Raw genomic sequence first — 13,406 nt, 5'->3', positions numbered from 1 at the left:
CCTGCCCTTAAGCCTTAAATGCTATAAGTCTGTCCTGCATAAAGTATAAAAACCCTAAGCAATAAAACGCCAACGACTGCTGCAAATGAGCCAAGGTAGAAGCTAAATTTCATCTTGCCAAGTGCGAAATTTAAAACAAGAGGCAAGACAAAGCCAACTAAAACAACCCCAAGCCAGAAAAATTTAGCCCAAACTCCACTATAAAATGCAACTGCCGCGCCTTGCTGATAGCTTGAACCAAGCAAAAGTGAGACAAAAAGCATTAAAATGAGTAAAATTTCAGCGCATAAGACGTAAAACTCCACGCCATGAAGCGAGCCAAGGTCGCTTGAGTGTGGATCTTCTTTGAAAAATAGTGCCGCTATCAGGCTGCTGCCACTTATGCCAGCACTAAGTCCTGAAGCTATGAAAAGCGCTGGTAAAACAGCGGTATTTAAAAGTGGAAATCTAATGAGCACCGAGATCAAAAAGCCTGTATATGCGCAAATGATAACCGCAAAAAGCAGGCAAAGCGCGCTTAAGAGCGGATAAAGTGGCGATAAAATTTTCATCACGCCATCAAAAAAGCCACAAATCGACTTTAACTCCGCGCCAAAGGCGTATAGACACATCAAAAAGCTAAGCGGTATAAACACGCAAAGCGCGGCTACACCGATAGACATAACCGATGTGAAGTTGTAATTAATCAAAATTTTCCAAAACAAAAGTGGCTTTTCAAGGTCAGCTATCAAGCAAACCATACCAAGCATGATGCTAACAAAGGCTAAAAGCGAAGCAGCCTTGAAAAATGGACTAAAGCTCTCTTGTCTTTTGTAGCGCTTTAGAAGTATGGCAGCTATTAGCGCTCCGCCACTCATACCAGCTAGCAGAAGATAAACAGCGATCGGCCAGCCCCACTCAACTGCGTGCGAAAATGTCGCAGTGAAATTTAATGCACCATCCATCTTACACCCCCGCTTTTACTTTAGGAATATATCTAAGGCTTGGTTTTGTGCCAAGTTCTGCTCTTAGCCTTATGCTATCTTTGACAGCTAGTAACTGGCTAATGTGCGAGCTCTCATCGTTTAAATCACCAAATACCAAAGCCTCATATCTGCACGCCTCAACGCAGGCTGGATCTTTTTTATCCTTTAAATTTGTATCTATGCAGAAGTTACAGCTTTGGGCTGAGTGACTAAACTTATCGATATATCTCACGTCGTAAGGACAGGCTACGATGCAGTATTTACAGGCGATGCAGTCATCTATGTTTGTAGTTTGGATGCCAGTTTTTATGTCCTTGTGACAGGCTTTTGTTGGGCAAACAGCCACACAAGGTGCATCCTCACACTGCTGACAAGATACTCTTACATATCTTTTATCGAGCAAATTCTTTGGATCAGTCTTATCCTCTACAAAAAGTCTCATCTGTCCTTTTGGGACTAAATTTACTTTTCTACATGCCACTTCGCAGTCCGTGCAGCCAACGCATTTGTTTTGGTCAAATATCATGCCAAAATGTGGTTTTTTCGCACTCTCTTCACTCTTAAAAGCAAAACCACTACTTGCCACGCTAGCACCAGCAGCCACAACTGCCATGCGTTTAAAGAAGGCTCTTCTGCTATTTTGATTTTGCATTTTTAACTCCATTTATGCCTTAATGAGGCTTTTTAATGCCCTCATTTTGCTCTTTTTCATGAATTTTTCTTGCCGCCTCAGCTAGTTCGCCAGGCTTTAAGACCTTAATAAGCTCTATCTCAAAAACGATAGTCTCGCCACCAGGTATCCCCTCCATGCCGCTATCGCCGTATGCAAGCTCAGGCGGGATGACAAATTTAAACTTCTCGCCCTCTTTCATAAGCATGAGCCCCTCTTCAAGTCCAGGGATCAAATTTAGCATCGAAAGATGAGCTGGAGCCTCTTTTGTCTCGTCAAAGACCTTGCCATCGGCAAAGCTTGCTTTATAATTTACTATGATGATGCTCTCAGGCTTTGGTGTAGCCCCTTTTGAGCTACTTTTTATGATCTCATATTGTAAATTTGATTTTGTTGTTTTTACATTTTTGTTTTTTGCATTTTTTTCCATATAGGCTTTGCCTTGGGCTAAATTCTCTTTTAGCTTGGCAGCCTCTTTTTCTTTTACTATCTTATCTAAGCTTTCAGCTCTTTTGTTTAGTAGCTTTGCTATCTCATCATCACTTAGTTTTAGCTCGCTCTTTAGCGCATCGCTAAAGCCTTTTATCACTGCATCAGCGTCATAGCCAACACCTAGTTGCTTTTGATCTAGCAGTCCTTTTAAAACATATCCACCACTTGTTGCGCCTATGGCATAAGAGTCGTTTGTATCGACATTTGCTAAGAGGCTAGCCGCGCTTAGGCTAAGAAGTAGCGAACATTTTAAAAACCCATTTTTCATTTCAAACCCTTAAGATTAAAGGGGCTAAAACTAGCCCCTAAATGCTATAAATTTTTGTTTAGAATTCTTTGAGCTTCTTTTATATACTCTTTAGATGCATCTAGTCTTTGTTTAGTAAATTTAAATCCATGCATACCCCACGAACCATCTTTTTCGACCATATCGATGATCTCTTGAGCGTTTTGGACAAGCTCATAAACTCTTGCTTTATCGCTTGGATCTAGCTTTTTAGTCTCTAGTAGTGAGTAAATTCCCTCGATGCCTATTTTGACCTCTGAGAATTCATTCTTAACTGGAGTTTGCCATCCCATAACCTCATCATAAACTTGTTTTTGGTTTTTGAAGTGAAGTGTTGGTTTTAGCTCAGATAGCACTGGGCTATGGCAGCCTTTATTATCTTTCATATCTTTATCAGCCCAAGATGTTCTAGCGCATGCCCACATCAAATCAACATAGTTGTGGCCATTTTTATCTCTCTCAAAGTGCCAATCTTTAGCATCTCTTGGACCTTTAGCAGCGTCGCCTGGGACAAGAGATTTCTCTTTTGGATCGACCATGATCTTCCAGATATGAGAGCGTCTTTGAGTATCAAAGCCAGCGTTGTCTTGGAACTGAACAGCGTAGAAGTTCTCGCAGCTCATCATAAATGGCATGTGGCAAGATGCACAAGTGTTGTTTTTGTGTGTATCTGCTTTTGATGCGATATATGCTTGAGTCTCGTGACAATCTTTACAATCTTTTTTGATCTTTGGTTTAGTGTAGAATGCACTTAGATAGCCTTGATCTGGGTTATAGTTCATACCAGTTACGCTCTTATCACCTACAACGTTACCTGTGTTGTCGTGTGGATCGTGGCAAGTGACGCATCTCATGCCTTTATCGTAGTGAGCGGTAAAGTATGATTGTGAGCCTTCTGAGCCGCATCCTGGTCCCATTGATTTAAATTTAGAGCTTAAAGAAAGATCTAGCTTGCCGTTATTAAGTGGGTTAGCTCGCATTAGATCTGGGCTAAAGTTAAATCTTTGGTGACAGCGTTCGCAGTTTGATGTTCTAAAATTTGTAGCTCCATCAAGGTGACCGCCAGCTCCGTGGCACTCCTCACAGCTTACGCCTTTTGAGATAGTGTGTTTTTGAAGCTCTTTGGCATTACCAAGTGCTGCGTAAAATTCTGCTTTTGACTTAAAGTCAAATTTAACTGGGTGGCAAACCTCACAATATGATGAGTTTGCTTGGAAAAACATCGATTTTTTATGTTTTGCGGCGTATGAGGCAAGACCTCTGACATATCCGCCATTATCGCCATACTCTTCAAGCGTGCCAGGAAATTCAGGCACGAGCTCTTTTATCTTTTTAACAGTTGCGTCGTCTAAATTTAACGCCCATGTTCTTTGCCATTGGTTACCGCCAGCAACGATCTGACCTGTGCCATCTCTTAGCAAGCCGCCCTCAACGTAGTAAGTACCACGAAGTAGCCATGCATCGACGTAGCCCATCTTAGTTCTTAAGTGACCAACGGTTGCATAGATGACATCTGGAGTGATACCTTTTGGAAGGATAGAAGCGGTATCTTTGTCAAATACTGGCTCAGTTAGGTTGTTATTGACCTCTGGGTGCTCGCCAGGGAAGCGCATAGTAGTTGCGTGGCGAGATCTGCTCCAGACCTCATACTGAGCTGGGTGACACTCACCGCACTTTTCTGGACCTACAAATTTATTAGGAAACTGAAGTGATGAGGTGGCTGGAATTCTATACATCATAGAGCTATAGCCCTTACCGCCATCTCTTTTACTAAGCTTTGACATATCAAAGCCATGTCCCTCGGCAAGCCACTCTAAGCCGCGGTCATGAACGACCATTTTGCCGACGGTTTTGCCACCATACTTTGTAAAAATAGGGTGGTTTTTAAATAGCCAGTTATACATCTCTTGCTCTTCTACGACGTAGTCTTGCAAGGAGACAACACCTCTACTTTGCAGTGTGCCTTTAGGATTTGCGATAACATCACGTGCTTTATCGGACATCTGCATATTATGCTCTTCGCAACAGGCTTGTGAAGCAAAGATACTAACACCCATGAGTAAGCCTGCTAAGGCTTTGTGTAAGTTTCTCACGTCTCCTCCTTTGAATTTTTATCCTAAAATCAAAATGATTTCATACTGATAATCTTAACACCAAAAAAGGGTAGAAAAGGGGGAAAATTAACAAATTATAAATTTTCGAAACTAATTGTAAATGCAACGTGGTTTTCATCCACATTTTTAGCAAAGATTAGGGCGTTATTTTTGCGAGCGATAAGGCGGCTCATATATAGCCCAAGCCCGCTACCGCTCTCTTTTGTGCTAAAGTGTGGCTCAAAGATGACCTTTAAAAATGAATTTTTTATCGCTCCTGCGTTATTTTGCACGCATAAATTCTTTCTGCCATCTTTTAAAAAGGCGCTTATCTTTATCACTCTTGGCTTTGTGTAGCTTTGCTTAAATGCGTCTTTTGCGTTGTTTATGATATTTATTAAAATTTGGATTATCTCATTAAAATTTGCAAATATCTCAAAATTTTCTCTCACGTCAAGCTGCACTTCGATCTGATACTTTTTAAGAGTTGCGTTTAAAATTTTTATCGTTTGATTTATCACTTCAAGCACCTTAAATTCTTTTCTCAAGGTATTTGGACTAAAGAAATTTTTAAAGTCATCAACAGTTTCTGACATGAAATTTATCTGCTTGCTTGTCTCTTCTATAAACTCATAAATTTTCGCCTCATCAAGCTTTTTTCGCTCTTGATAAAGCTCTAAATTTATCAAAGCTGAGCTTATCTGAGCTAGCGGCTGCTTCCACTGGTGTGAGATATTGCCTATCATCTCGCCCATCGAGGCTAGGCGGCTTTGATGTATCATCAGCTGCTCAGTCTGCCTTTTGCTCTCTTCGCCACGCTTATGCATCTTATAAACAAGTAGTAAAAATAGCCCAAATATAAGCGTTATGGCGCTCATTATGACGATGACCTCTTGCAAATGGTAGGTAAAAATGGCGCGAATTGGGATCTTAAAAGAGATCATCGCAACCGTTTCGTTCACATCTGGGATCTCTATGCCCTCCATCTCGTATTTTTCTAGCATTTGCTGCGGGGCATTTGCGCTGCTATGACAGGCTAGACAGGTCGGGCTTTGGTTTTTTATAGGCAGACCCACAAAGAGCTGTGAGCCATTTTCATCTCTTATTATCCTTACAAATTCTTGAAATTTATTTTCTTTAAAGCCTTGCAAGACGCCAGCTTCAAATTCATTTGGCTGGTGAGCTTTATTTAGCGGTGCGATAGCAACTAGCTTGTAGTCGAAGTCTAGGTTGTATTTTTGCTTTTGGATATTGTAAATTTCACGGCTTATATATGAAGATGATAGAAGCCTTTCGTCAAAAAAGTCCTCTTTTAAAATGCCCTCTTGCTTTAGCTGTTCGATTAGCGGGCGTTGCACACCTGAGATGTACTCTCTTACAGAATTTATACTCTCAAGCACATAATGCGCCTCTCTTTTGGCGTCTTTCATCGCTAGGTCGTTGTAGAAATTTAGCACAAGCGCCGAGACTAGCAGGTATACAAAGATGAAAGCACCGACGATTAGCTGAAATTTATATTTCACAAAGATAGCCTATACCATATAAATTTTTGATCACATCTTTGCCTAGCTTTCTTCTAAGCTCTTTTACGATGGTCTTTATAGCCTCTTTTGTCGGCTGCTCGTAGTCCCAGATGTAGTCAAAAATTTGCTCATAAGTGATAGTTTGGTTTTTGTTGTTTAAAAAGTACTCCAAAAGCTTGCTCTCGCTCTTACTTAGATGAGAAATTTGACCATTTACGTAAAGCGCTTTTTTGCCAAAGTCATACTCAAGCTCGTCATTTAGCCTGATAGTTGGCGTGCGCCCAACTAGCTCAAAAGCCACATCTTCAAGCGCTTTGATGAAAGATTTTTTATCGTATGGTTTTGCGAGATATCTTGTGATCTTTAGCTCAACTGCGCGCCACAGATACTCTTGCTCGACGTGGCTTGATAAGATCACGATAGGGATTTTTTGATTGATAGCTCTTACTTTTTTAGCGATCTCAAGACCATCGATATTTGGCACGCTGATATCAAGCACTAACGCGTCATACGCCCCACTCATAGCAAGCTCAAGCGCATCAAAGCCGTCTGTCACGCCTTTAACTTCTGCGAAAAATAGCTCCAGCGAGGCGCAGATATTTCGCAAGATCGCCTCTTCATCCTCTAAGCAAAGGACCTTTTTGTTTGATAAAACATCTAAAATATCATACTCTTGCATACGTCATCTCATCTCTTAAGCCAAAATGCCGACTTAAATAACACAAAATAAAAATTATTTCATAAATTTACATCATGATCGTAAGCTTAAAGTAAAAAATCGGCTCGATACTTAAGCGATAAATTTAAAAGATAAAGTTAAATTTAGCCAAAGATTTGGCTAAATTTCCTAATTATCCTTTAGTTGCCTCTGCTTCCAGGCTTAATCGCCTTGCTACCACTCTTACAAAGCGGACAGTGCTCTGGCTCGTAAATTTCAAATTCAAAATTTCCCAAAGCAAAAAACGGCTTATCGCTTGGCAGTTTTGCATTTGCCTTAGCTTCATTGCCTAAATTTGCAACCTTGCAAAAGCCGCGATTTGCAAGTGCCGCAAAGCCAACCACCTCGCCACCAAGGCTCTCTATCACGTGGGCTGCTTCAAGTGCTGAACCACCAGTTGTTATGATATCTTCACAAACTATAAATTTCTCGCCTTTTTTCACTTCAAAGCCGCGTCTTAAGCTCATCACCCTATCAACGCGCTCAGTAAATATAAAGCGTTTTTTTGCCGCACGAGCTAGCTCATATCCAGCTAAAATTCCACCAAGTGCAGGAGAACAAACACTATCAAATTTAATGCCAAATTTCTCTATCACACTGGCTAGCTCATCTGCTAGCTTTGCTGCAAGAGCAGGGTCTTCAAGCACCTTTGCACTTTGCAGATAAAACTGCGAGTGGTTGCCACTACTTAGCAAAAAGTGCCCCTCTAGATACGCCCCAGCGTCCTTATAAATTTTCTCTAAATCCATCGCTTTTTCCTTTTAAAATTTGCCAAAAATCTTAACACATACCCACTTAAGCCACTCTTTTTAAAATTTAATAAGCCCCACGCTTGTATAATTCTTGCACTCATACAAAAAGGACACTCATGCTTCTATTTAACCCTGTTGTTTTTAGCATTTTGGTGATGACGGTGCTATGTTTGCTGCGTTTTAACATCCTGCTTTCTATCCTCGTTTCTGCGCTTGTTGCTGGGGTTATGTATAAGCATGGTTTTAGTGGATTTGAAAGTGGTTTGGCAAGCGGTTTTGAGAGCTTTTTTACGGCTCTAAAAGAGACCACGCAAAGCCTCATAAGTGGCATGCAAGGCAACCTTGAAACCTCTCTTAGCTACATCTTGCTAGGTGCTCTTGCAGCTGCCATCGCAAATACAAATTTAACAGCCATTTTGATAAATGCAATGAGTAAATTTCTTAGCTCAAATAAGGTCATTTTTACGCTAACTATCGCATTTATCGCTTGTTTGTCTCAAAATTTGATCCCAGTTCATATAGCCTTCATACCTATCTTGATCCCGCCACTTCTTGCCCTTATGAACAAAATGGGCATAGATAGACGCGCTGTGGCTTGCGCTCTTACATTTGGACTTCAAGCGCCTTATGTGAGCATTAGCGTTGGCTTTGGTCTGCTTTTTCACAATATCCTTAAAAAAGAGCTAGCAAACAACGGCATAAACACAACCATCTCAGACATCTCATCAGTCATGTGGATAGGTGGAGCTTCGATGTTTGTGGGGCTTATCTTAGCCATACTTTTTTATAGTAAAAAAAGGATTTATAAAACTTCTAAATTTGAAAAGGCTGAACTTGATGAGATCGAGCGTGCAAAAAGCCTTGAGATGACTAAAAAAGAGTGGGCGGTCTTAGCTGGTGCAGTTGTCGCCTTTGTCGTGCAAATTTACACTTCGCTCTTGCCACTTGGCGCGTTACTTGGACTTTTGGTCATGGTCGTTTTTGGCGGCATCGAATACAAAAAGGTAGATAAGATCATGGATAATGGCCTTGCTATGATGGGCTTTATCGCATTTATCATGCTTGTTGCTGCGGGATATGGCACCATTTTAAGAGAGAGTGGCGGTATAGACGAGCTTGTGAAATACGCTAGCTTGGTCTCTGGCGGCAAGATAGGTGGAGCATTTTTGATGCTACTTATCGGACTTTTAGTCACGATGGGCATAGGCACTAGCTTTGGCACTATCCCTATCTTAGCCTCTATCTACGTGCCACTTTGCCTTAGCCTTGGCTTTGGCGTGCCAGCTATCATCTTGCTAGTTGGTATAGCAGCGGCTCTAGGCGATGCTGGAAGCCCAGCAAGTGACAGCACACTTGGGCCAACGAGCGGTCTAAATGCTGATGGTGAGCACAACCACATATATGATACTTGTGTGCCTACATTTATATTTTTTAACATCCCGCTAATCATCGGTGGCATCGTAGGAGCCATGATACTTGGATAAATGTGTTAAAATCATTAAAAAATTTAAAGGAAAATGCGATGCAAACAAATATTGATTATGCAAAATACGAGACTATGACACGTAAAGCATTGTTTAATTCTCTTGAAAAAGAAGAAAAAAAACTAAATTCATTGCAAGATACTTTAAAAAAACAATCAGAACTGATCCTTTATCTTAAAAAAAAGATAAAAAGTAAACTTGATGAGCCAAAAGATTATGAACTTTTAAAGTCTCCAAGCATAAAAAAACTCGATACAGAATTTAAAAAACTCTCAAAAGCAGAGCAAGAAGCACTAATAGCCGAAGTTAAAACTGAAATGGGTGTTTAGTGTATAAAATAGCCATTAAGCGCTCTGCCGACAAGCAACTAGATAAAATTTCAAAATGTGATCTAAGAGCAGCTCTAAAAATACGTACCTTTCTAAAAGAGCTCGAAAAAGTAGAAAATCCTTTTGCAACAAATAACGCAGAAAAGATGCAAGGCTATGATAATCGCTGGCGTTGGAGAGTTGGCATACATTACCGCATAATAGGGCTTAAGCAAGATGAAATTTTAACTATTGAGATAATAGAAATTTCATCACGAGAAAAAGCATACTAAAAAATACGATCACACAAAAATTTTCAAATTTTTCTCTTTTTGCCGATATAAATTTTGGAACATCTTTTGCTTTAAAAAGATCATAAAAAATTTTAAAACGAGAAAAAGGATAAGTCAATGATGAGATCACTTTGGTCTGGTGTTTCAGGCCTACAAGCCCACCAGATAGCCATGGACGTAGAAGGCAACAATATCGCAAACGTCAATACCTATGGTTTTAAATACAACCGCGCAAATTTTGCTGATATACTAAGCCAAACTCCAAGAGTTGCTACCGCTCCACAAGGTCAGCTAGGCGGTCAAAACGCTATGCAAATAGGTCTAGGAACGACCATAAACTCAACTACAAGAATTTTCTCACAAGGCACACTAACAGCTACTGACAAGCAAACCGACCTTGCTCTTCAAGGAAATGGCTTCTTTGTCGTCTCTCCAGATGGCGGAACGACAAGATACTACACAAGAAACGGCGATTTCGTCCGTGATAAGGCTGGTAACTTTGTAAATAATAGCGGTTATATCGTTCAAGGCTGGACTAGAGATGAAGAGACTGGCACTATCGACTCAACAGGCCCTATAAGCAACATCGTCATCAAAAAAGGTCTTACAACTCCAGCAAGAGCAACAACAGAAGTTAAAATAAAAGGCAACCTCGACTCAGGTAACAGCATCGGTCAAAGAAGCACACCTATTTACGCTCTTGACTCAGTTGCTGGCGGACGCGACTACAATAACGATGGAATTTTAAACGCTAACGAAGTTCATAATGAAAACGACGTAAATAACGATGAATTTTATACAAACTCAAAAAAAGAACAAATGCTAACAGAGCGTGGCGTCGATCTTGGTGTTACATTTGACGAGCTTGGAAACGGTCTTGCACTAAGAGATGGACAAGGCATATGGGTAAGCTACGCAAATGCTAAAACTGAGAAATTTAGCATAGGAAGTCCTGAATCTCAAACAATTGGTAAGATAGATCCAGCAAAAACACTTGATATCACAATAAATGGCACAACTATTAAATCCCAAGATCATACTATGACAAGCATCAGTGACGTTGCCGCTGCTATCAACGCTCAGTATAATAAAACTGGCGTTAGAGCTGAAATTTCAGAGGGTAATAAGCTAACACTTATAAATAGAAATAACTTAGGCACAACTGAAGAGACAAAAAATATTCACTTAGTGGTAAATGCAGGAAACAGCGTTGCTGGTCTAGCTAGCAAAGACATCATAACAGCTTATCAATATGTCTATACAAGCTCACAAACAACAGCTGTTCATCCAAATAACGACAAAATCGCAAGACAGATCACTACAACAGAAGATCTTCGTGCTGCTATGCAAGAGGATGCCAGAAACCACGTTGATTATAATGGTGATGGAAATATTGTTAATGTAAAAACATCAGATGAGATGGCAGAAAAACTAAGAGCCGCACAAGAGGCTGAAACAAAGGCTATACAAGAGAAAACAACTACAAAAACAGCAGCTAATGCTGCAAACAATGCTGCACAAAATGCAGAACAAGATGCTAGAACAAAGAATGTTACTGCCACGAATGCTATACTTGCATTAAATGCCGCTATAGCTGCTGCCGGTGCTGCCGCTGGTGCACCAGGTCAAGCACTTATAGATGCAGTAAATGATGCTATGGCAAAAGCAGATGCAGCATCAAGAGCTGCTATGGATGCTATAAACAAAGCAAATTTAGTTGCAACATCTAGAAATGCAACAGCTGCCGAAACAGCTGCAGCAAATGCTGCAGCAAATGCTGCAGTAGCAGCTGCAAAAACTGCCAATGATAATCTAATTACTGCAATAGATAATGTAGTATTTGCAGGTGGTGCAGGTGGTGCTGCGGCTGGCATAGCAGCATTAAGGACAGCAGCAGAAACAGCCATAAAAGATGCAAACGAGGCTGCAAACGAGGCTGCAAAAAAAGTAAAAGATGCAAACGAGGCCGCTCAAAAGGCAGCCACTGCTTTAAATAATGCAAATGAGGCTGTAAAAAATCGTGTAATGATACAAGAAAATATGGATGAACTAAATAGAGCAATCGGCGATGAAGCAAAAAAAGCACTAATGAAAAAGATGACAGATCTAAACGACGGAGTAAAAATAACAGTAAATAAACTAGGTCAATTTCAATTAGAAAACCCAGCGAGCGATAATGCCGACCAAGCCCTATATATGACGATTACTGGTTTAACAAAGCCAGCAGAAAATGCAAATACAGCAGCTATAAATGAAAATGTTAGACTTACAACAATGATGAAAGCACTTGATGGCGCACTAAGCCCGGGTCAAGCTCTAAGAGCAAGTGGTAAGATGATGATGTCAAGCCACGGCTCAACGGCTGAAATTTTTGACTCACTTGGCTCAAAACACACTGTTAGCATTAAATGGGCAAAGACAGGCACTACAAAAGATGGCGGAACTGAGTGGAACATGGTGATCCAAGTGCCAGAGCCTGCTAAGATAAACTACACAGGAGAGGGTCCAGACAACGTTGTGACTGGTTCATTGAGATTTAACTCAAATGGCTCACTTGCTAGCTTTCACCCAGCTACGATAACATTTTCAGCTAACAACGGCTCACAAAGCGGTCAAAATGTTAGTTTAAATTTTGGCTTGGGAACTGATTTTAACGGACTAACAAGCTTTGATAAAGACTCTTCAACTGAGTCTATCTCACAAGATGGCTACACAGGTGGCACACTAAATGACCTAAAGATCGATGAGACTGGCACTATCATCGGTGCATTTACAAACGGCCAAAGCTTTGGTCTAGCTCAAGTTGCACTTGCTAGCTTTACAAACAATGAGGGTCTTCAAAGTGAGGGCGGAAACGTCTTTTCACAAACTGCAAACTCAGGCGAAGCAGTCATCGGTGCAGCAGGCACTGGCGATAAAGGAACGATCGCAGCTTCAAAACTAGAAGCTAGTAACGTCGATCTAAGCCGCGCACTAACAGATCTTATCGTAATCCAAAGAGGCTTTCAAGCAAACTCAAAAACTATCACAACAAGTGATGAGATGCTAAACACACTTCTTCAACTAAAACAATAATCATAAAGGGGGCGCTCGCTCCCTTTTAAATTTACAAATAAAATCAGCCTTCTTTTTGTAAAATGCTAAAAAATTTCACAAAAAGAGAAAATATGCAAGTAACACTACTAAATCACACTCCACTAAATATCTGCTCTCACGCGATCCGCACATGCTGGCAAAGCTTTGACAAAGGCGACAATGGTGGTGAAAAAGACGTCGAGCTGATAGATAGGGTGGGTAATAAATTTAAACACGCATCAACGCTGGAGCATCTTTACTACAACTTCTACATCCAAGGCATCTCGCGCGCACTACTTCAAGAGCTAGCCCGCCACCGCATAGCAAGCCTAAGCGTCAAATCAACCCGCTACACGCTAAAAGAGCTAAAAAAAGAGGAGAAATTTGAAGTAGGGCAGTTTGAGCGTGCGGCTAAATTTATCGTGCTAACAAATGACGAAATGGTCGATAACGCAAGCATTAGAGCGCTTGAAAACTTACGTGAAATTTTAGCTACAACGACAAAGAGTCTAGACATAGTCAAATACTGCTTGCCAGAGTGCTATAAAACAGAGCTTACGTGGAGCATAAACGCTAGAAGCTTGCAAAATTTCATCTCTCTAAGAAGCTCAAAATCAGCCCTTTGGGAGATAAGAAATTTAGCAAATGCTATCTACGACGCCTTGCCAAATGAGCATAAATTTATCTTTGAGAAGTGCTTGCCAGAGGATGAGCAAAACTAACAATTACGTTAGTGAAATTTAGAAG

General features: G+C 40.7%; 12 protein-coding genes. 5 read left to right on the top strand and 7 right to left on the bottom strand.

Annotation, left to right across the window (positions count from 1 at the left end):
* Window positions 1-14: 14 nt before the first annotated feature.
* The 7 genes from nrfD to pyrE form a co-directional block, all read right to left on the bottom strand.
* On the bottom strand, window positions 15-944 hold the full coding sequence (nrfD, locus tag UNSWCS_RS01995; RefSeq protein WP_021087050.1) for an NrfD/PsrC family molybdoenzyme membrane anchor subunit: 930 nt from the start codon (window positions 942-944) through the stop codon (window positions 15-17).
* 1 nt (window position 945) lies between these two features.
* Entirely contained in the window at window positions 946-1,617 is a 672-nt protein-coding gene (locus tag UNSWCS_RS01990; RefSeq protein ID WP_035143353.1) for a 4Fe-4S dicluster domain-containing protein, read from the bottom strand.
* Window positions 1,618-1,636: 19 nt separating this feature from the next.
* Complete coding sequence (locus tag UNSWCS_RS01985; protein ID WP_021087061.1) at window positions 1,637-2,395, bottom strand: FKBP-type peptidyl-prolyl cis-trans isomerase; 759 nt, start codon at window positions 2,393-2,395, stop codon at window positions 1,637-1,639.
* 44 nt (window positions 2,396-2,439) lie between these two features.
* Window positions 2,440-4,506, bottom strand: coding sequence for a cytochrome c (locus tag UNSWCS_RS01980; protein WP_009295151.1), 2,067 nt, complete (start codon window positions 4,504-4,506; stop codon window positions 2,440-2,442).
* A 95-nt stretch (window positions 4,507-4,601) separates the two neighbouring features.
* Entirely contained in the window at window positions 4,602-6,029 is a 1,428-nt protein-coding gene (locus tag UNSWCS_RS01975; protein WP_021087082.1) for a DUF3365 domain-containing protein, read from the bottom strand.
* Complete coding sequence (locus UNSWCS_RS01970; protein WP_021087068.1) at window positions 6,019-6,708, bottom strand: response regulator transcription factor; 690 nt, start codon at window positions 6,706-6,708, stop codon at window positions 6,019-6,021. The genes UNSWCS_RS01975 and UNSWCS_RS01970 overlap by 11 nt, the downstream gene beginning before the upstream one ends.
* A 179-nt stretch (window positions 6,709-6,887) precedes the next feature.
* On the bottom strand, window positions 6,888-7,496 hold the full coding sequence (gene pyrE / locus UNSWCS_RS01965; RefSeq protein WP_021087034.1) for an orotate phosphoribosyltransferase: 609 nt from the start codon (window positions 7,494-7,496) through the stop codon (window positions 6,888-6,890).
* 119 nt (window positions 7,497-7,615) lie between these two features.
* Between pyrE and UNSWCS_RS01960 the strand changes: the two genes are divergently transcribed.
* From UNSWCS_RS01960 to thyX, 5 genes are all read left to right on the top strand, one after another.
* Window positions 7,616-8,983, top strand: coding sequence for a Na+/H+ antiporter NhaC family protein (locus UNSWCS_RS01960; RefSeq protein WP_002940689.1), 1,368 nt, complete (start codon window positions 7,616-7,618; stop codon window positions 8,981-8,983).
* A gap of 38 nt (window positions 8,984-9,021) precedes the next feature.
* Window positions 9,022-9,312: a hypothetical protein gene (locus tag UNSWCS_RS01955; protein ID WP_035143351.1), complete on the top strand. Its 291-nt coding sequence runs from the start codon at window positions 9,022-9,024 to the stop codon at window positions 9,310-9,312.
* Window positions 9,312-9,584, top strand: a complete 273-nt coding sequence (locus UNSWCS_RS01950; RefSeq protein ID WP_021087052.1) for a type II toxin-antitoxin system RelE family toxin — start codon at window positions 9,312-9,314, stop codon at window positions 9,582-9,584. The genes UNSWCS_RS01955 and UNSWCS_RS01950 overlap by 1 nt, the downstream gene beginning before the upstream one ends.
* A gap of 117 nt (window positions 9,585-9,701) precedes the next feature.
* Window positions 9,702-12,659, top strand: coding sequence for a flagellar hook protein FlgE (gene flgE, locus UNSWCS_RS01945; protein WP_021087087.1), 2,958 nt, complete (start codon window positions 9,702-9,704; stop codon window positions 12,657-12,659).
* A 92-nt stretch (window positions 12,660-12,751) separates the two neighbouring features.
* Window positions 12,752-13,381, top strand: coding sequence for an FAD-dependent thymidylate synthase (gene thyX, locus UNSWCS_RS01940; protein ID WP_035143338.1), 630 nt, complete (start codon window positions 12,752-12,754; stop codon window positions 13,379-13,381).
* Window positions 13,382-13,406: the final 25 nt, after the last annotated feature.

This window comes from Campylobacter concisus UNSWCS (genome assembly GCF_000466685.1).
Lineage (GTDB): Bacteria > Campylobacterota > Campylobacteria > Campylobacterales > Campylobacteraceae > Campylobacter_A > Campylobacter_A concisus_A.
This window is presented reverse-complemented; position numbering and strand designations above follow the sequence as displayed.

Coding starts and splice junctions, on each gene's coding strand:
- nrfD (WP_021087050.1), bottom strand. CDS start 944: ATGGATGGTGCATTAAATTTCACTGCGACATTTTCGCACGCAGTTGAG.
- UNSWCS_RS01990 (WP_035143353.1), bottom strand. CDS start 1,617: ATGCAAAATCAAAATAGCAGAAGAGCCTTCTTTAAACGCATGGCAGTT.
- UNSWCS_RS01985 (WP_021087061.1), bottom strand. CDS start 2,395: ATGAAAAATGGGTTTTTAAAATGTTCGCTACTTCTTAGCCTAAGCGCG.
- UNSWCS_RS01970 (WP_021087068.1), bottom strand. CDS start 6,708: ATGCAAGAGTATGATATTTTAGATGTTTTATCAAACAAAAAGGTCCTT.
- pyrE (WP_021087034.1), bottom strand. CDS start 7,496: ATGGATTTAGAGAAAATTTATAAGGACGCTGGGGCGTATCTAGAGGGG.
- UNSWCS_RS01960 (WP_002940689.1), top strand. CDS start 7,616: ATGCTTCTATTTAACCCTGTTGTTTTTAGCATTTTGGTGATGACGGTG.
- UNSWCS_RS01955 (WP_035143351.1), top strand. CDS start 9,022: ATGCAAACAAATATTGATTATGCAAAATACGAGACTATGACACGTAAA.
- flgE (WP_021087087.1), top strand. CDS start 9,702: ATGATGAGATCACTTTGGTCTGGTGTTTCAGGCCTACAAGCCCACCAG.
- thyX (WP_035143338.1), top strand. CDS start 12,752: ATGCAAGTAACACTACTAAATCACACTCCACTAAATATCTGCTCTCAC.